Source organism: uncultured Dysgonomonas sp., from assembly GCF_900079725.1.
In the GTDB taxonomy this organism is placed as follows: domain Bacteria; phylum Bacteroidota; class Bacteroidia; order Bacteroidales; family Dysgonomonadaceae; genus Dysgonomonas.
The window spans coordinates 1,076,832-1,095,868 of sequence record NZ_LT599032.1 but is presented as its reverse complement, the minus strand read 5'-3'; the positions used below and the strand labels follow the sequence as shown (position 1 = coordinate 1,095,868).

At 37.5% G+C, this 19,037-nt stretch carries 21 protein-coding genes and 2 tRNA genes; 11 read left to right on the top strand and 12 right to left on the bottom strand.

Annotated features, from left to right (window positions below; translation table 11 throughout):
• The first annotated feature begins 33 nt into the window (after positions 1-33).
• Positions 34-939: a glycosyltransferase family 2 protein gene (locus QZL88_RS04790; protein ID WP_296938909.1), complete on the top strand. Its 906-nt coding sequence runs from the start codon at positions 34-36 to the stop codon at positions 937-939.
• A gap of 33 nt (positions 940-972) precedes the next feature.
• Here QZL88_RS04790 and QZL88_RS04785 read toward each other — a convergent pair whose 3' ends face one another.
• The 3 genes from QZL88_RS04785 to QZL88_RS04775 form a co-directional block, all read right to left on the bottom strand.
• Positions 973-2,049, bottom strand: coding sequence for a PfkB family carbohydrate kinase (locus QZL88_RS04785; RefSeq protein WP_296938908.1), 1,077 nt, complete (start codon positions 2,047-2,049; stop codon positions 973-975).
• Positions 2,050-2,727: a class I SAM-dependent methyltransferase gene (locus tag QZL88_RS04780; RefSeq protein ID WP_296938907.1), complete on the bottom strand. Its 678-nt coding sequence runs from the start codon at positions 2,725-2,727 to the stop codon at positions 2,050-2,052.
• Between the two features lie 592 nt (positions 2,728-3,319).
• Positions 3,320-3,523: a hypothetical protein gene (locus QZL88_RS04775; protein ID WP_296938906.1), complete on the bottom strand. Its 204-nt coding sequence runs from the start codon at positions 3,521-3,523 to the stop codon at positions 3,320-3,322.
• A gap of 272 nt (positions 3,524-3,795) precedes the next feature.
• Here QZL88_RS04775 and QZL88_RS04770 point away from each other — a divergent pair, with 272 nt between their 5' ends.
• From QZL88_RS04770 to QZL88_RS04750, 5 genes are all read left to right on the top strand, one after another.
• Complete coding sequence (locus QZL88_RS04770; protein ID WP_296938905.1) at positions 3,796-4,386, top strand: hypothetical protein; 591 nt, start codon at positions 3,796-3,798, stop codon at positions 4,384-4,386.
• Positions 4,387-4,395: 9 nt separating this feature from the next.
• The gene (gene queG / locus QZL88_RS04765) at positions 4,396-5,319 is read left to right on the top strand and encodes a tRNA epoxyqueuosine(34) reductase QueG (protein WP_296938904.1); all 924 of its coding nucleotides are present in this window, start codon (positions 4,396-4,398) and stop codon (positions 5,317-5,319) included.
• A 30-nt stretch (positions 5,320-5,349) separates the two neighbouring features.
• Positions 5,350-5,877 (top strand): hypothetical protein, encoded by a 528-nt coding sequence (locus QZL88_RS04760; protein ID WP_296938902.1) that lies wholly within the window; start codon positions 5,350-5,352, stop codon positions 5,875-5,877.
• A 110-nt stretch (positions 5,878-5,987) separates the two neighbouring features.
• A tRNA-Gly gene (locus QZL88_RS04755) sits at positions 5,988-6,060 on the top strand.
• A gap of 8 nt (positions 6,061-6,068) precedes the next feature.
• Positions 6,069-6,151: transfer RNA gene (locus QZL88_RS04750), tRNA-Leu, on the top strand.
• Between the two features lie 132 nt (positions 6,152-6,283).
• Here the strand turns inward: QZL88_RS04750 and QZL88_RS04745 are convergent.
• The 5 genes from QZL88_RS04745 to QZL88_RS04725 form a co-directional block, all read right to left on the bottom strand.
• Complete coding sequence (locus tag QZL88_RS04745; protein WP_296938901.1) at positions 6,284-6,667, bottom strand: hypothetical protein; 384 nt, start codon at positions 6,665-6,667, stop codon at positions 6,284-6,286.
• 24 nt (positions 6,668-6,691) lie between these two features.
• Positions 6,692-7,018 carry a hypothetical protein gene (locus QZL88_RS04740; protein ID WP_296938900.1) on the bottom strand — a complete coding sequence of 109 codons (327 nt, stop codon included), beginning with the start codon at positions 7,016-7,018 and terminating at the stop codon, positions 6,692-6,694.
• A gap of 256 nt (positions 7,019-7,274) precedes the next feature.
• Complete coding sequence (locus tag QZL88_RS04735; RefSeq protein ID WP_296938899.1) at positions 7,275-7,820, bottom strand: hypothetical protein; 546 nt, start codon at positions 7,818-7,820, stop codon at positions 7,275-7,277.
• Positions 7,821-8,012: 192 nt separating this feature from the next.
• A complete protein-coding gene (locus QZL88_RS04730) occupies positions 8,013-8,738 on the bottom strand; it encodes a hypothetical protein (protein WP_296938898.1) in 726 nt (241 codons plus the stop codon).
• 156 nt (positions 8,739-8,894) lie between these two features.
• Positions 8,895-10,043 (bottom strand): T9SS type A sorting domain-containing protein, encoded by a 1,149-nt coding sequence (locus QZL88_RS04725; protein ID WP_296938897.1) that lies wholly within the window; start codon positions 10,041-10,043, stop codon positions 8,895-8,897.
• Between the two features lie 878 nt (positions 10,044-10,921).
• Between QZL88_RS04725 and QZL88_RS04720 the strand changes: the two genes are divergently transcribed.
• Positions 10,922-11,281: a DUF805 domain-containing protein gene (locus QZL88_RS04720; protein ID WP_296938896.1), complete on the top strand. Its 360-nt coding sequence runs from the start codon at positions 10,922-10,924 to the stop codon at positions 11,279-11,281.
• A gap of 73 nt (positions 11,282-11,354) precedes the next feature.
• On the opposite strand, the gene QZL88_RS04715 is transcribed toward QZL88_RS04720, so the two are convergent.
• The 4 genes from QZL88_RS04715 to QZL88_RS04700 form a co-directional block, all read right to left on the bottom strand.
• A complete protein-coding gene (locus QZL88_RS04715; RefSeq protein WP_296938895.1) occupies positions 11,355-12,617 on the bottom strand; it encodes a hypothetical protein in 1,263 nt (420 codons plus the stop codon).
• A gap of 39 nt (positions 12,618-12,656) precedes the next feature.
• Entirely contained in the window at positions 12,657-13,970 is a 1,314-nt protein-coding gene (locus QZL88_RS04710) for an outer membrane beta-barrel protein (protein ID WP_296938894.1), read from the bottom strand.
• Positions 13,948-14,508: a sigma-70 family RNA polymerase sigma factor gene (locus tag QZL88_RS04705; protein ID WP_006800536.1), complete on the bottom strand. Its 561-nt coding sequence runs from the start codon at positions 14,506-14,508 to the stop codon at positions 13,948-13,950. The genes QZL88_RS04710 and QZL88_RS04705 overlap by 23 nt, the downstream gene beginning before the upstream one ends.
• A 209-nt stretch (positions 14,509-14,717) precedes the next feature.
• The gene (locus QZL88_RS04700; RefSeq protein ID WP_296938893.1) at positions 14,718-15,095 is read right to left on the bottom strand and encodes a hypothetical protein; all 378 of its coding nucleotides are present in this window, start codon (positions 15,093-15,095) and stop codon (positions 14,718-14,720) included.
• A gap of 96 nt (positions 15,096-15,191) precedes the next feature.
• On the opposite strand from QZL88_RS04700, the gene QZL88_RS04695 reads away from it, so the two are divergent.
• From QZL88_RS04695 to QZL88_RS04680, 4 genes are all read left to right on the top strand, one after another.
• Positions 15,192-16,259 carry a retropepsin-like aspartic protease gene (locus QZL88_RS04695; protein ID WP_296938892.1) on the top strand — a complete coding sequence of 356 codons (1,068 nt, stop codon included), beginning with the start codon at positions 15,192-15,194 and terminating at the stop codon, positions 16,257-16,259.
• Positions 16,256-17,455 (top strand): retropepsin-like aspartic protease, encoded by a 1,200-nt coding sequence (locus QZL88_RS04690; RefSeq protein ID WP_296938891.1) that lies wholly within the window; start codon positions 16,256-16,258, stop codon positions 17,453-17,455. The genes QZL88_RS04695 and QZL88_RS04690 overlap by 4 nt, the downstream gene beginning before the upstream one ends.
• A gap of 14 nt (positions 17,456-17,469) precedes the next feature.
• Positions 17,470-18,123: a hypothetical protein gene (locus QZL88_RS04685; protein ID WP_296938890.1), complete on the top strand. Its 654-nt coding sequence runs from the start codon at positions 17,470-17,472 to the stop codon at positions 18,121-18,123.
• A gap of 200 nt (positions 18,124-18,323) precedes the next feature.
• On the top strand, positions 18,324-18,995 hold the full coding sequence (locus QZL88_RS04680) for an oxidoreductase (protein WP_296938888.1): 672 nt from the start codon (positions 18,324-18,326) through the stop codon (positions 18,993-18,995).
• Positions 18,996-19,037: the final 42 nt, after the last annotated feature.

Below are 19,037 nucleotides of genomic sequence, written 5' to 3'. Positions count from 1 at the left end.
TGCGTTCAGAATAACAGAGAAAAACGAGATAGGATGAAATTTTCCGTCATATTTTGTACTTACAACAGGGAAAAATATATCTACAATGCCATGAAAAGCATTGCCGAACAGGACTTTCCATACACGGACTATGAGATAGTGCTTATAAATAATAACAGTACAGATAGTACGGAAAGTATATGCAACCGCTTCAGTGAAGATTATCCACAGGTCGGATTCCGCTATTTTATCGAGACAAATCAGGGGTTGTCGTATGCCCGTAACAGGGGCGTGAAGGAGAGTCGGGGAGATATTCTTGTCTTTGTGGACGATGACGCAACTGTATTCGAATCATATTTATCATCAATAAATAACTTCTTTGATAGCTATCCGGAAGTGAATGCTTGCGGAGGCCCTATTGTCCCCGTATATGAGGTGGAAAAACCGAAATGGCTATCCCATTATACCGAGCAGCTTCTTGGAGGTGCATTGTATGAAGGTGATAAAGTGAAACCGTTCAGAAACGGGAGGTATCCCGGAGGAGGAAATTCTGCATTCAGAAAAGAAGTTTTTGAAAAATACGGACTATTCAATGTCGAACTCGGACGGAAAGGTACAGGACTGATAGGGGCGGAAGAAAAAGACCTTTATGACAGGCTTACGCGTGGTAATGAGCAATTCTATTATCTGCCACAGATGGGAATTCATCACTATATACCCGAAAAGAAACTGACTAAAGCACATTTCAGAGAACTGACATATTCCATAGGAAAAAGCGAGCGGATTCGCACAAAAGGTGTCTCCCTGAAGGCATACCGGAACAGGGTATTGGCGGAATGCAAGAAATGGATGGCATCTCTTGTCCTGTTTACCGGATACACACTGATGCTTTCTCCGGGCAAGGGCTTGAAATTGCTGCAATTCAGATGGTATGTAAGTAAGGGATTGCTGGGTAAATAGCATTTACTGACACCCCCCGATCGACTATATTGGCTAATCTTCTGACATAAGTTCACTTCTGATTATTTGGCCAATTGCCAGGATAATACTTATTATTGCAAACAAAATAGTTATATCCGAATTTTCTGAACTTACAAAAGTCGCTAATGTGAGTAAGATAATCAAGAAAACAAATAACCATATAAATAAGGCTTTGTACGATTTTTTCTTCCTTGTTGGTTTTATATACGTACATCGTTGAGATAAAGCCTCAGACACATATTTGTTTATATATTTAGAACAAATATTCCATGAAAATGCCGTATTGCTTTTTAGTGTTCTCACAATAGCTGCGACCAAAGCATCTCCGGCAGCACTGGTAGATTCTATTTCAGTTATATGAGGAGCGGGATAACGGGCTTTTTCATTTTGGGAATAAACGAAGTAGCCCTTTTCGCCACAGGTAATAACAAGGTTTTTTATTGATGGAGGAATTTCGCTTGCCTTAATGAACTTAATATCCTTTTGGAAGAAAACCCGGGCTTCTTTTTCATTCATAATAACAAAATCAATATTGTATGATTTTGCTATTACTTTAATTCTGTTTACTTTGCTATCAGATGTACTGGATATTACCGTAAGTACATTTTCTCTTTTGCATATTTCGAAAATGTCTATTAGCTGACGACTTGCGAAGTTACAGTCCAGAGCTACTATCTTCTTTCCCTTAATTATTTTTTTTATCAGGCTAATATCTAATTGGACTTTCGATAAGAAAGAACTTGTAACTGCATTTTCTAATTCTCCCTCTTTGCGTATTGCTATGAATCCGTTTTCGAAATATTCCTTACTTTCATACTGGAAAAAATAATTAATTCTGGTGTGTCGTATTTCTCTTTTTATCCATGATGTTGAGAAGCTATTCTGATTCAGAACAGAAAAAAAATCTACAGGGACATTATCATTGTGGAGAAAATGGGCTATGTTATAAGCTGTACCTCCAATAGAATAATTTAGTTCTCCTATTTTGTCGATTTTCCCTTGTTCGGAAATCTTGTAATCGGCCAATACATCAATATGAATGCCTCCGATTACAGCTATCTGGGTTTTGCGCCTTCGTAAGATTTTCATTTATTTTTCAAAAATAGCTTTGATGTTTTTAAAACCGGACTCCCATACCTGTATTTCTTTAAAGCCATTTGAGCAGAATAAATCAGATAGTTCCTCTTTTGAGTATAAACATACATCAGTAGAAATTCCATGCTTTTCTCTCATCGATTGGGATAACGGGAAATATCTCATCTGCACAGGTACCTCTTTCCCTCTATAATCTGTACTGAGTTCTGTATTTATGCCTGAAGCTGATATGAATACTCTACCCCCGATCTTTAGTCTTTTATAAATATTTTGTGCCAGCAACCGCGCTGTCGCATATGGCAAGTAATGAATAAATCTTTGAGAATATACTAAATCGATCGGTTTGAGTGTGGAGAAATCTTCCTGTCCGATGTCTTTTTTATGGAAATATAAATTATGTATTTGTAATAATTGTTTTAACTGGTCGATCTCTTTGCTTACATCCAGAATGTCATACATGTGCGCTTCGATGCCAATGAGAGCCAGCTTTAATGACTGAGATCCAAACCCGGCACCAAGGTCAACACTAATTTTTGTATCATCATTTTGTAAGTTTAATGCGAATATAAGACATTTTTTGTCCAGATCGTCCATGCGTTGGGAAGAGATATCGGCTCCATGTATTCCTGTTGTTTTTTTATACAGATCGCCGTACTCATTTAATGTTTCCATATTAGGTTTAAGGTTTGATTTTAACTTTATGCAATTTATGAAAAAAAAATCAAATCGCTTTGATTAACATGAAAATATAATAATCTGTCAACGATTTTATATGTGTATAAGAATAATTACATGGAGGGAGGGGTAAATGTAATTGTTATAAATCCTATTGTTTTGTAGGGATCGGATAAAATTTTATCTATACATATTGATCTGATCAGACTCTGTAGTCATAGTTACATGCATAAATAGCGTTTTATTATTAGTGTGAATCAGCGGTTGGATTTTAATGTCGGATTAATTTAAGCAATTTTTTCTACGCGCAATTAAAATTGCTTGTGTCCCTTTTGGTCAAAGCCCCAAAAGGAACCAAAAACGCTTTAGCGCCCCGCTTCAAAGGCCGACCCGTAACGGACAAAAAGACGAAACGGAAAAACTCGCTGAAAAGATTGTATAATCCGAATCAGCGATTAAGCTCAAACACGTTTCCGTTTTTTTCGCCTTTTCATCCTACGGGTACCCCGTCCATGAAGCTAACGGCGCGGGCTGACGCATATTTTATTCACCAAAGGGCTTTGCCCACTAAGGCGTCAGCGGACGCGCATTAGTGACGCAGGCGGGCACCTGTCCGGTACAGTCGGCGTAGAAAGGGATGGGGCGATAGCCCGTTTGTCCCTTTCAGCCGGCAAGCCGTTGACAGGTCGCCGAGGAACGAAGCGCTAGCCTTTTGGTTCGTTTTGGGCAATGCCAAAATGAACATTCTGACGAAACGAAGTGTAGTCGAAGTTAATCCGACATTAAAATCCAACTGCTGATTCGCATTATTAACTGATTACTGTTAACTGAAAAAGGTGTTACCTTTGTTACCTTTTAACTGTATATTGTAAATGAAAGTTAAATATAAATGATTTCCCGACTGTATTAAGTTAAAATGACAGGCAGAATGTAACAGGTGTAATAGGTTGCAAGTTAAATGTTTATTTTTGTCTTGTATGGTACAGAAAATAATAGAATCCATATTGATAAATAGTGTTACTTTTGTTACTTTTTTGAGAGTAAGGTTATAATATACAATTATATATGAAAAAAAATAAGAAGAATACGGTTTACACGGTAATTATCTCTGTGGTAATTGTCATTATACTGCTTTTTTTCCTGAAGGGCAGTGTTTACCGGATGGTGGTAAAATATGAAGACGCAGGAGGGCGCAAATCATATGATATAAAGGACGAAAAACTGGCTTCTTATATCAACCAGAGCCTGCCAAACGATGAATCGCTGGATGCGAATATAGATATAGAAACTATCATCGATTTATCGTTGGATATAACGGGAGATGCTCTTGATTTTTCGGCAATGTATAATGACAGCGAGCCTCATAAAGCTTTTGAGAATGGCGGTGCTAATTATGCAGGTTATGCTTCATTTACTGCTGCTGTGGGTAATTATCTGATAAAGCGTTTCGGGATGGATAAGGAATGGGAAGCCAAACCTAAAAAAGGAAAATTATACCTCTTTGGAAACAATATGCATAAGGATGCCAAGGACGGTTGGTTTAAAGATCATGACTTTGTCGTCTTCAGGAATAAGAATACTAAGGAAGAAGTATATGTAGATCCTACTGCCTTTGATTATTTTGGGACAAGACGGGTTGATAAACGGCAGAAGTAATAGGACGGTTTGATAACTTCGGCTCAAATAAAAGAATACGCCCTGACGCTTGGCTTTGATGCCTGCGGCATCTGCAGTGCCGAGGAAGTAGACTTGGAGAATCAGGAAGGTTATAAAAACTGGATTGATAATTCATTTTATGCAGGAATGGACTATATGGCACGTAATGAGGATAAACGATGCAATCCTGCTTTGTTAGTCGAAGGTGCCCGCTCGGTAGTATGTGTGGCATTAAATTACTATCCGGAGGCAAAGGCGCCGGAAGAGAATCCACAGTTTGCGTATTATGCTTACGGGAAAGATTATCACGATGTGGTAAAAGCTAAATTGCAACAGCTCTTTGATTTCATTAAGTCATTAAACCCATCGGCCGAAGGACGCCCCTTTGTTGATACAGCTCCGGTTCTGGAGCGCTATTGGGCAGCAAAGGCCGGATTAGGATTTATCGGTAAGAATTCATTGCTTATTATTCCAAAAAGAGGGTCTTATTTCTTTTTGGGAGAATTAATCCTTAATCTGGATCTGGAGTATGACAAACCTTTGTCCCTCTCGTGCGGTAACTGTACGCGGTGTCTTGATGCTTGTCCTACAAAAGCAATTGTAGCACCCAGGATAGTAGATGCCAATAAATGTATTTCGTATCAGACTATAGAAAATAAGGGAGAGATAGATGAAGCCATTGTACCTCATCTTAACAACCGTTTTTACGGATGTGATATTTGTCAGCAGGTTTGTCCTTGGAACAGGTATTCGAAGCCGCATAAGACTGAGGAGTTTGATCCGTCGCAGGCTTTTCTTGATTTGTCTTTTGAGAAGCTAGATAATCTGACAGTGGAAGAATATCAGGTTATTTTTAAAGGTTCGGCAGTGAAACGGGCAAAGTATAGCGGACTGAAACGAAATTTGGAAGCGTTAAAACGCAGTAAGAAGTAATATTGATTGTATGATTTACGTTATATATAGATGAAAAAGATTAAAGATATATTGATAATAGGTTTGTTGATGTTTGTGGTTTCTTCTTGCGGGAAAGAGGAGGAGAAATATACAATCCCTGCTGCACCCGTACAGTTTTTCATTTATCCAAATTCATTCGATAATCATTTGATGGGTGGAGGAAATATAGGTATATATTTAAAGAATCAACAAGATAAGGAAAACTATGATAAGCTAGTTGCAAATATAAAAGAAGTTAAAACATATATAGGTATAAGAGCAGGCTTACCTTCCTATCTCGGTTATTCTGGACTCATGGTTGTAAATACGACTTTAAGTGATGCTCCATATGCAGTATTTGACTTATGTTGTCCTCATGAAGATATGGTTAGTATCAGGGTAGTTCCGACAAATGAAGGAACCGTAAAATGTCCTGAATGTGGCTCAATTTATGATATCTTCACAGGCGTTCGAAAAAGTGGTGTGACTAAGGAAAATTTACAATCGTATCGTATAGTAAATGATGATGGAACTAGATTCCGTATATTTTATCCGTAATTTTTCACTGATTCCTTTGTAGAACCCGAAACATTTTTTACATTTGCACTCGCTAAATGGGAATGGATGCCATAAAGTTGGTTTAAGAGGATTTCCCAAGCAGTAAAAATGCGAAAGTAGCTCAGTTGGTAGAGCACGACCTTGCCAAGGTCGGGGTCGCGGGTTCGAATCCCGTCTTTCGCTCTTAGGCTGCTCGGATGGTGGAATGGTAGACACGCAAGACTTAAAATCTTGTGACCATTAGGTTGTGCGGGTTCAAGTCCCGCTCCGAGTACAGAGTAAAACGCTAATCGTTGATTTATCAATTGGTTAGCGTTTTTGTTATTTAATCATTTGCATAGCAAAGATAATAAAAATGGATTATTGTATGCCGTCTCTATATCTTATCAAAGCTTCCAAGGGTTCTTTATTCTCGGTAGGCTCTGTCAATAAAAGTATATTCAATCCCATTCCTATAAACAAAAATAGTATCTGAATTTTCATGTTTAAAAATAGAATCTCCATATTGTAAAAACATATTTAATATTTTCTGATCCCATCTTTTTAATTTTAATTGTTCTCCTTTTACTGTATCACTCTTATAAAGTGAGCCTACATAAAATATTGATTTGTCTTTAAATGAAATTACCCTTGTTCCTGCCATCCCGATTCCATTCTTTATTACGATTCCGGAGAAAGTATTTTTATACTCAAAAAAATCAGGATGTTGATTGCTCCTAATATCTGCTATTTGTTTAATAATCGGTACACTAATAAGAGCAACCAATAACACTATTATATTTTTTTTCATAAATCTATAAGTCTTTTGCATAAATCACTTTTGTAATAGTAAAACCTCCATCAGTACTAACACCTGTCGCACTGATTCCAACACCACTATGCCGTCAGCTTCGGCCACTACACGGTTATTACCCAGATGATCGGTCAAGTAGAAATGGTAAGTCATACCTTCTATATATCCCCCATCTATCAGTATCCGCTTGAGGACATTGTTTTCATAAACCTTGTTTCCTATATAATCCGTGGTCCTTACCTCTACTACCTGCGTACTGAAAGGGGCTGTAGCCATAACGGTAGCCGCCTGAAGGTTCATATCCGTCTCATGGATAAGCTGTAGCTTCACTCCTGTGGCTGTATACATATATTTTGTCCGGCCCTTGACATTTGGGTTATCTATCTCTATAGACTGTGGTAAATTTAGTGAATTATATTAAGTATTGGAAAAGGTACAAAGGTAACAGATATTACACTATTTTCTTCTTGTTACTTCCTGCTCCGCTGAGCAAAATGTATATGTTATAGATAAATTATCCTGTCGATGATAAATCAGCAGGACTGTTATTATTGCTACGCAACACTCAGGCGGGACGTCTGCGCGAGCGGGGTATTGTATTTACTTATTCTACTAAATATTCCATCTCTGCTAAGTTTAAAATATTTAACATTGTTTCACTTTCTTCTTCATAATACAAACCTATACTTCCTGTATGGTGAAAATAAAAAAAGAAATTTTCTATTTCATTATAAAAGATATGGCTATAAGGTGCTTCGTGGAATACAATACAAGGAATCACTATTTGTAAGTATTTTTCCCAATCAAGGCATTCACAAACTCCGGAATATCCTTTTTCAATCTCTGAATTTCCAAGCATTGATAAATAACCTTTTGTTTCTTTTGACTTATTTTCAACACTGTAATCATAAGTATTATTTTGAATATTCCATGTATCAAGAGTAAAATTCCACCAAGAACTATCATATATTAATATGTCAGTTTTATATTTATCAAAAAGATTATAAAACAATCCTTTTAACTCAACAACAAGATCATTGTCATTTTTTAAGTAAATTTCTTTTCGATAAGCTTTACTCTTTGGATAATTTTTTAAATTAGCCCACTTCAGTGGAAACTTTTTTTGACCAGTTTCTCTTATAATTCTCATATTACCTTTCAATATATAGTTTTTAATTCGCCCCATGAAATAAAAGTACCAGTTGAACTTTTATGTTTATTTTTGAATGAAATCACCATATTTATCAGCGTCATGAATCCATTCTAGACCTTTAGGTGTTTCTTTGAATACTTTAAATTCACTGCCATCATGTTTGATCTTATCCACAACCCACCAGGATTCTTATCGCGGATTGTAAATCCTTTCAATATCAGGCAAGTGATTGCAAATCACTTGTGACGGAGGTAAATCATAGTCATAGCCTATTCCCCTTGATACTTTTTGAGAGGTTACATATTCGCTATAACTATTCATACTTTTATATTTGAAATTTACGGCAGATCCTGTAATTTGTGACTCTACCTTTGTGATATACCAGGCAGAAATATAGATGCTGTGTGACGGCCCTGAACTTTCTTTCGCTTCGAAATAATATATAAGGCCGTCGGTATCCTTTATCTTAAAGCCATCGGATGTTGTTTCTATTATAAGGGGGGCATATGGAACTGTCACTATTTCATTATTCACCGAGTTATACCTGAACACCCCGGTTTTACCATTGAAATTATATACATACCTGTCTGACTGGGTATCGTCTAATGTTGTATAACTGGCCCATGGCTTCCAATGTAAATCACAGGAATATTGGATTTTAGTCATAAGATCCGCTACATGGTTGGAGGACTTGATTATATTATTCGTATAACCGGGTTTATCTGCAAGGCCATATACGGAGTGGGTTATCACCCCTCCGAAATTTAAAGTCCACCCCAAACCGACAGGTGTGGCCACATCTTCGACCTTAATCCCCGAGGCATGATAAGAAATGGATACAGGAATGCTTATATCATTTGCTTTTATTTCATAAAGTGGGATGTCGATTTGTGGCACGCCCGTTGCCGGACTCACCGGATACTCCCCATAGCGGTTAAACGCTGCTGCCTAGGGAGTCTGGGGTATGATTTTCTGTAATTCTGCCGTATAATTACCCGATTGTCCCGTTAGCATTAAGGCTATAAAATTACAGGTTACTGATAATAAATATTTTTTCATAACAGACCCTTTTTATTTCTTTATAATAATTTCATTTATTAACACGCTGTTAGCAGTAATCCTCAGCACATAATTTTTCGGATGCAAGGAAGAACAGTCTATCGTTTCGTAATAAATACCCGCTGTTTTGCTTTTAGCTGCGATCTTCTTTACAGGCATACCATCGATCGAATACAATTCAAAAGCGACTTTCGCTTCCTGCTTTAACTCATACTCCAGGTTCAGGATGGAGGTTACCGGATTCGGATATATCCTGCAACTCATAATATCTTCCAGGGATACTGTCTTTACCTGTTCTTGCAGTTCCTCCTGCTTCTTATCCATATCCCATACCTCTTCTAGCAAAGCAAGATTTTCAGGATCAGTATCCAGATAAAGGTGGTCTTGTGGCGGATAGAAAAATGCTGTAGAAAAGATTTCCGTACTGTCATTCAGGTTAATATTTCTCACTGTCTCAAATACCGGATAGCGATAGCCTTTGCTGTACCAACGGCAGGTCTCGAGCTGTTTGCCCTGATCGCCCGTCTCTATGCTAAATGAACCTTCTACAGGGCTATCAAGGATACTCTGTATTGTCTTTACCCGGAGTACCGGACTTAAGGTATCTCCGGATGGCAGTATCATCTTACCATAAGCATCTGCTGCGGTAACCATTGTACCATGGGTATGTATGTCCACTGTGCCCGAATACAAACCTTTAGAGGTATAATCCGAGCTAATGGACTGACCGTAATTCAGCGGGTATTGCATCAGTACCATAGGTGTGGTATATTTCAGTTCTACAACGGGGTTTTCATGTCCGGTCTGTAACAGGGAATCATGTATCATCCGGTAATAATACATCGTATTATGCTCTGTACCCACAATCAGCTCATTGTCCGAAATATCCTTTTTGGGATAGCGGGTATCACCCAGTATATAAACACTATCCCCTTCCAGAGGTGGTAATGAATATGTCAGGGTATAGGCGTTATTCAGTGTCTTGAGATTACTGAAATCCCAAAGCCGGTCTTTTCCCGCATTTCCTGGATCTCTATATTCTACCTGTTGTTTGATTAACACATCGCCGGGGCGAAGATGATTGTGAGAATTGTTCAATTGGCTAAAACCGGGTAATGCTACCCACAGGGATAGCAGGAAGAGAATTTGGGCAGGCTTCATAGTTAAGATATTTATTATTAGTCTTTGAATTACGATTTCAGGCCATTTATATAAAGAAGAATGTTTCTCTTTTTATCATATAGATAAATGTCTCCTTCAGATTTCATGAACAAAACATAAAAATAACATAATTTAATTAATGTTTAATTTATCCTATGCTTTTTTTAGAAATAATGTATGTAAAATCTAAAGTATTCCTTGTCTTCAAGTTGCTTTAATTTTGTTATGAGGTCAAAGGGTTATTATTAATCATATTAACAATATTATTTAGAAAGAAATGTGATGTCATACTCAATTTCGGGATTTGTTCAGGATAAGAAACATTCATGTTTTCCATATTCTTTTAATTTGGATAGAAAGATTTGCAAAGATCTTTATTCTATATTATGATATAGAATAAACTTACGAAGAGTTCTTTTGCTAAATTAATTACTCTTCTCTTAACTTTACTTCTTGATGCAGGTTGCACTATAATCTACATATTCATTACCGTTTAGTTCCAGGTATAGAGTTTAAGTTTATTGAATTTTCTGTTAACTAATATATAATCAAAAGATTACATCGGTTTGCTTTTATGCCGCATTTAAAATAGATTAAATAGCAAATACTTTCTGTTATCTTATCTTGATATATTTATCTATATCTAAAGTTCAAATTGATATAGTTCTTTGACCTGTTTATACATTGTTAAAAAAAGTATAATATCAGATACGACAAAAGTTAACCGTGCCAAAATTTAATTAAAATACATAAACTGTTAGTTTTTTTATATATATTCGCAAAACACACAAAATTATATGGAGTTCAGAGACCATACACAAACGAGGCGGACCCGAAAAGCCATATGAGTAGGAACTTAACGTAACACACAGAATTATATGGAGTGGTTTTTAAAAGTAGTAAAAGAACATTATGCGGATTTTAACGGACGAGCGAGACGTAAAGAGTATTGGATGTTTGCTTTGGTAGCAACAATACCAATTATAGTCCTTTATATTCTTGGTATAATCTTTGCATTTATTTCCGGCATCTTAAGTGCCATTATTTTTATTGTTATAGGGTTGTTTGCCTTAGCAATAGCAATTCCGGGTTTAGCTGTTGGCATCAGACGCATGCATGATGTAGGCAAAAGCGGTTGGTATCTGCTTATTCCTATTTACAGCTTAATATTAGCTATCACCGAAGGGGAAAAAGGAGATAACCAATATGGTCCCGATCCTAAAGCTAGTGAGCGTTAATTGAATATATAAGTACAAAAAAATGAGCCGAGATAAAATCCGGCTCATTTTTTTATCATTTATCTTATTATAACTATTTACCGATATTAAGTACACTAATTTGTCTGATGTTCTGTAGATCGCTATAATCATATTGATACAAACCGTCTTCAGCAATCATCATCAATGTATTGCCATACGGTATCACATCATATCCGCTCATGCCTTTATGGTGAGCCAGTTGATTGGATATCAGTTTCTGAGGGTCGTCCGATTTATAAACTTTCAGGCCATCATCACAAAGGAATAATGTTCCATTATCTATTCCCAAACCCTTAGGGCTGGCCATTGTATAAGATACTATCTGTTTTGGCTTTTTTACATCACTTACATCTACTATAAACAATTCATTTGCATTTTGTCCGCACATATTTCCCGAATGAATGGTGACATAGGCCAAATCATTTTCCACAACCACAGGGTCACAACCATAGACATGCTGTAAAGATGATTGATAATCGGGTTTCAGCGGATCTTTTACCGAATATATCAACATTCCGGTAGGTGTACCCATAAACAGGTTATCCTTGTAGCTGAAAATTGTTTCTACATTCCCTCCAATATAGATATTATCTGCAGCTTTTACAGGTTTGTCCCCGGACAGGTTAAATATACTCATGCTATTATTAATTACAGTATATAGGTAGCCCTGGTATAATCCGAAGCGCGACATGGAACCATTCAAACCGCTAGCACTGTTACCGCTACTACTATTCTCCATATATGCATAATCATAGCACCAACCCGGATTCCGTTTTACAGTTTCGGTTCTTTCTACCAGCGTCCAGCCTACTATGATATCATTGTTTTCATTGTTAGGATAGCACATTGCATAGTCATATCCAAACTGGAAATCTTCCATTGGAGGTAAAGCTTTTTCAAAGACATTTTCTAACCGACCTTTGAGTTCCGGTTGTGCAGGATTGCTTATATCAAACCATACGAGATCTATATAGGAGTCTGCATAAAGCATATTGTTACGTATGCTCAGGTCTGCATTCCCCATAAGTTCTATGTAACCGACATTTTTTGGAGTAGAAGGGGTGCGGTTGTCAATGATGTGGATACCTTTGTCCGGCTCAGATATATAAAGATAGCCCTCATAGAAGCATATTTTGCCTTTTTGTGTAATCTCTTCAGGTGTGATTGATACCTTTATGGAATTACGAAAAGTAGTGGCATTCATAAATACCGGTTCGTGGATTTTGTAGGTGATGGTTTCAGTATTGTCATTGTCGCTACAGCTATACAATACACAGAATGTGCTAATGTATAATAAATACAGTAGTTTTTTCATCGTTTAAAGATTTAAGTTATTAAAAATTCCGAGTTGCTTTTAAAACTTGTATCTGAGTCCGGCGCCAAGACCAAATACTGAAGGTTTTTCCGTTCTAATACTAATTGGTTGTTTATTATTAAAATAGTAAGAGAATCGAGGTTCAAAATATATACTCCAGTCATTATAGAACATATACGATGCACCCAATGATGCATTCAAAGACCATTGCAGGCCGCTTATACTACCCTTGTCATGAACAACCGCAGTATTGTTATTCTTGTCATATATATCTTCCGTATATTTATATGTCAGTCCCTTTTCCACCATACCTCCGGCTGACAGGTAGATATTCCAGTTTGAACTATTCCACAAATACAGGACTACATTGACAGGGATACCCAGGTAATGCAGTTCCTGACGGGCTTCTAATGATTTAATCGCTTTCTTTTGAAACTTTGATGACAAGTAGGTATATGTCAATCCGGTTTCAATACCGATGTACTTGTTAATATCCTTGCGAACATTCACACCGAATGACAGCGGCAAAGAGTGATCTATTTCTGAAAAATCATTTACATTCAATTCCCTGTTTAACAAGGACGGAGCAGCATCAGTGAATGATTCTGAAACATTTGCCGACGTAGCATAGTCATACATAAGACCCTTATGCATATTTCCGTTGGAAGAGGAACCTCCTCCTGATGAAACAGATGCAGACATCAGCCATTTGTTGTCATTATTCTCTGCCTTTGCGATTAATAGCCTGCCCGGTTCTTTGGATTTCTTCTCTATCGGTTTCTTCTCTTGTATGGTTGGAGCACTAGAAATCGTATCAGTAGTATTAACGTTATTCTCAGCCAGATCTTTACCCTCAGCGATTACGTCCTGTACAATTTCTTCAACATGTGCCAGACTAATGGTATCGGCAATCGTTACAGGCAATGACTCGTTCGAAGTATTGTTTTCTTCAGCTAACAATGTATCTTTTTCTGTTTTGCTGGATATAGAGACCGGATAACTTTTGGCTTGTAGTTGTAATATATTGTTGTTAGTGGTGCTAACAACTGTGTTTGTTTGTTTCTCGGGTTTTGATATTATGAAATCAGTAGCATTGAAATTATTTATTCCTGCAACCGGATTGAAAGGGGGCTCGTCATTTTTGGGTATAGAGAGTAGTAAAATCACGATGACAGCTATTGCTGCAACAGAGCCCCCAATCCACCAGACAGACTTCCTCTGTTTGGGCTTCATCCGAAGCTCAATCTCGTTCCAGTAGTCTGCTTCTACAGGCATCCGGTAATCTTCCAGTTTTTGCCCTATCAGTCTGCTGAACTCGTCAGGTTGTTCGTTATGGTTTTTCTTGTCTGGCATTTTCATGCATTAATAGAGATTCCACTTTATTTTGTAAAACTTTCCGCGCCCTGATAAATTGAGAACGCGAGGTACTTTCTTTGATATTCAGCATATTTGCTATTTCGCTATGTGTGTATCCTTCTATCGCAAAAAGGTTGAAAACTGTCCGGTAACCTTCCGGTAATGCAGCTACACACGCCATCAGTTCATCTGCCGAAATCTGATCCAAAGCCGAAACATCGACATTCTCCATCGCTTCGTTGTAATCGTCAATGCTTACACTTAATTTAAGAGCGTCGTTTCGCCGGAGATATTCGAGTGCTGTAGTTACAAAAACCCGACGCATCCAACCGCCTAGCGAACCTGTTTCGGAATAGGTGTCTATCTTGGTAAATACCTTGATAAACCCATCCTGAAGTATATCTTTAGCCGTCTCCCTGTCGTTAGTATAGCGCATGCAAACACCCATCATGACCGGTGCATGTAACTCGTATAATTGCTTACGAGCCCATGATTCGCCACGTTTACATCCCGCTATTAATAACTGTTCGTTCATCGGCTAACTATACTCTCTACTTACATTGATGCAATATTATTTCCAAAAGTTGCATTTATATGAAAATAAAGGATTTTTTTGTCGGACATTTTATAACTTGTAGTTTAACAGACTATAAAAGTACGATAATTTTTATAATGCATAACAAAAAAACTCCCTGAGGGAGCTTTCTGTAAATAGGAAAAAAACTTTTCAATTCTTTATATTCTCTATTCTTTTATCCTTCGCAGCCTCATTACTATTTTCTCCGGATCGTCTTTATCCATAACGGTAAGGATGTCGTCTTTCAGTGCAAATTGACATTTCCGCTGTTTGCCGTAGCTATCTGTTATTATTACGCTATCTCCTTTAATGGTGTAGATACCTATGCACTGGCTTCTGACGGAGCCTTCACTTGTCCGCACATCCATGTATACTGTATCGTATTCGAAGCGGAGTTCCGGTGATACAATCGTATCATCAGGCATTTTGATAGATGTCTCATCTGTACCGTCTATCTCCATAGCCCATCTTCCTATGATTACATTTCGTTCACCACAAGCCATCAAGGCAAAAATACATAGGCAACAAAATACTAGTTTTTTCATTATTTTTCATTCAGAGAAAAGCAGTGCAATATATAAAAATATCTGCTATCTTATGATATTTTTTCTTAGATTTGTATAGTATCTAATCTATATATCATGAGAGTGAAAAATACCATTTTATTGCTTGTGTTCGTATTATCAAGCATGTATGTGTGTGCTCAAGCCCCAGATGAAAGAGCTAGCACCTTATTGAATCGAGCAGATTATATAGAGTTGAACCGTCAATATCCATCACTTAAAGACAGTATTCATCCTATGCTGAAAAGTTTGTCGGAAGCAGTATTGAGCTCTTCTCTCAATCGTCCGGAACGCGCACTCGATGATATAAATCGTTTGTTGGAATATCATCAGCAAGAGATCGGTTTTATGAATGTGCAAGCGATGTTTTTGAAAAAGTGTATGGTACAGGCTGAAATGGGCAATTACAGTCAGGCTGCCAATGATTTGCAATATTTTATGAATGAGGTATCGGAGCATATGGATAGTACGATGCTGAAAAGTTATAAAGAAACTTATGCAGTGTATGATAAAATGCGGAGTGTACCACCACCGGCTTTAGAGCGACCGTTAGCTGACTGTGAAATACCGATAGAAATAGATTCCCTGTCTGTGGGTGGACAATTGATTTATGTACCAGTTACAATAAACGGTTTCCCGGAAAGGTTTATATTCGATACAGGATGCCCCGGCGGTGCATTTATATCTGAAGAATATGCATCAAAGCTGAACCTTAGAACTGTTGCAGATTCAGTAATGGTAAACGGGGTCGGTCGCGGAATCGGTAAAATAGCCTTGATAGACAGTTTACGTGTAGGTAATATGGTGTACAAGAATTCAACAGCAGTTGTTGTCCCTCCGAATCTAGCTGTAGACTCTGTTTTCAAAGTAGATCTTGTGCTTGGATCGGGTATAATGAAAGCTTCGGGAGAAGTAAGAATTTTACCTCAGGAGAAAAAGCTGGTTTTCCCTATTAGCCAAACTCCTTTGCCTCCGACAGGTAATAATATGATATTTCTGTCAGACCATCCCTATATAGAAGCCTATTCAAATACAGAGCGTCTTATTATGCATTTCGATACGGGAAATGCCGGTGGAGGTTTGCACTATAAATATTATGNTATGTGTGTGCTCAAGCCCCAGATGAAAGAGCTAGCACCTTATTGAATCGAGCAGATTATATAGAGTTGAACCGTCAATATCCATCACTTAAAGACAGTATTCATCCTATGCTGAAAAGTTTGTCGGAAGCAGTATTGAGCTCTTCTCTCAATCGTCCGGAACGCGCACTCGATGATATAAATCGTTTGTTGGAATATCATCAGCAAGAGATCGGTTTTATGAATGTGCAAGCGATGTTTTTGAAAAAGTGTATGGTACAGGCTGAAATGGGCAATTACAGTCAGGCTGCCAATGATTTGCAATATTTTATGAATGAGGTATCGGAGCATATGGATAGTACGATGCTGAAAAGTTATAAAGAAACTTATGCAGTGTATGATAAAATGCGGAGTGTACCACCACCGGCTTTAGAGCGACCGTTAGCTGACTGTGAAATACCGATAGAAATAGATTCCCTGTCTGTGGGTGGACAATTGATTTATGTACCAGTTACAATAAACGGTTTCCCGGAAAGGTTTATATTCGATACAGGATGCCCCGGCGGTGCATTTATATCTGAAGAATATGCATCAAAGCTGAACCTTAGAACTGTTGCAGATTCAGTAATGGTAAACGGGGTCGGTCGCGGAATCGGTAAAATAGCCTTGATAGACAGTTTACGTGTAGGTAATATGGTGTACAAGAATTCAACAGCAGTTGTTGTCCCTCCGAATCTAGCTGTAGACTCTGTTTTCAAAGTAGATCTTGTGCTTGGATCGGGTATAATGAAAGCTTCGGGAGAAGTAAGAATTTTACCTCAGGAGAAAAAGCTGGTTTTCCCTATTAGCCAAACTCCTTTGCCTCCGACAGGTAATAATATGATATTTCTGTCAGACCATCCCTATATAGAAGCCTATTCAAATACAGAGCGTCTTATTATGCATTTCGATACGGGAAATGCCGGTGGAGGTTTGCACTATAAATATTATGAAAAGCATAAGGAAATGATAGATAAAGAAGGAAAAAAGGAGTCGAAATTATCTGGTGGTTTTGGTGGCGTAATAATGAAAGACATATACCGCTTACCTGTTTTTACTCTAAAAGTCGGAGCAAGAGATTTTGAACTGAAAAATCTTGAAGTGAATCTCGATCCTGTCTTCGTGGGGCAAGGGAATGAAGATGGATCTTTAGGAATGGCCTTTATTATGCTGTTTGACAAAGTTGTCATCAATTTTGATAAGATGTTTTTAATAGTGGAATAATTAAATCACCGGATATGAAAAAGCTATTGTTTTTTATATTGTCAATAACTATGTTTAGCTCTGTTTTTGGGCAAGAGGGACATAAGTTAAATATAGATATAGATGCATCTTTTAATCTCAACTATGTATTTGATAGCAAAGACGGGATTAAAGATCCCGCCGCTCTTGGAGCGAGTTTCGGCTACGAATATGATGTGAATATGTTCTTCGGCATAGAAGCCGGGTTCAGAGCCGGAGGTTTTAATCAGGGTATACGTTATTATGATCCGAATATAGGCGTTGATAGTTTTGATAATCCTTACAGTTATACCGAAACATCCTATAAAGGAACGTACTGGGCTCCGTATATAGCTCCCAAACTTTACCTGCCGATAGCATATGACGATAAAAAAGACAGGGCTAAATATATTTTTATCGAAAATAGGTTTTCATATACCCGTATCAATCTGAATAAAGCAAAAGGGATGGATGCCGCTGCCCATAAATATCGCCTGACATATGAAATAAGGCTGGGATATCAGTTTCCGATAGATGACAGATGGGCTATAAGTTGCTGGGTGGGATATAACACATTTGATTTTTCGAAAGTGAAACCGGAGGTTATTGAATATAAAAACGCAACACCTATACAGATAGGGATAGGTTTTAATTACATTATTAAACAATAGAGGTTGGCAGATCAGATACTTCACATTATTATGTAATTGGAGCAATTAAGTTTAATTAGGAGTCGAGAGACATGGATATTCCGTTTTTTTGATTACCTATACATAGTCAAAGCAGATAAGTAAGCATAAATAGAATAAGAAAACTCGGATTTATTATAATAATGTTATCTTTGCCGCATTTTAAACCCAAAATATTGTAGATGACCAAGACAGCAATTATAATAGGAAGTTCAGGACTCACAGGCTCACAACTACTAAAAGCATTGCTAACCAGTAATGTATATGAGAAAGTTATCAGTTTTGTGCGTAAAGGGTCGAAAATATCACATCCTAAACTAATACAGCATGTTGTAGATTTTGATAATCCTGAATCGTATCAGGATTTGATAGAGGGAAACGATATGTTTTGCTGCATGGGCACAACAATAAAGAAGGCCGGAACGGAAGAGGCTTTTGAGAAAGTAGATATGCATTATCCCGTTCAATTTGCTAAAGTCGCAGTGAATAGAGGTATAAAACAATATTCGATTATTTCTTCGATCGGGGCGAATGCAAAATCCGGCAATTTCTATTTGCGGACAAAAGGCAGGTGTGAAGAAGAATTAAGGAAACTCCCGTTCCAGTCCATTTCAATATTCCGTCCGTCATTGTTATTAGGCAACAGAAAAGAATTCAGACTTGGGGAGAAACTGGGTGAATATGCCATGAAGATGTTTGGAATTTTCTTTGTGGGTAAGCTGAAAAGATATAAACCCATAGATGTGAAAAAAGTGGCATATGCCATGTTTGACATTGCCCAAAAAAATACAGTAGGCTATCATATTTACGAATCTGAAGAGATTGCCGAAATATATGTAGAGAGCCATAGATAAAAGGAATGTTATTCTCATACTATAGAAATAGCCTTGAAAATA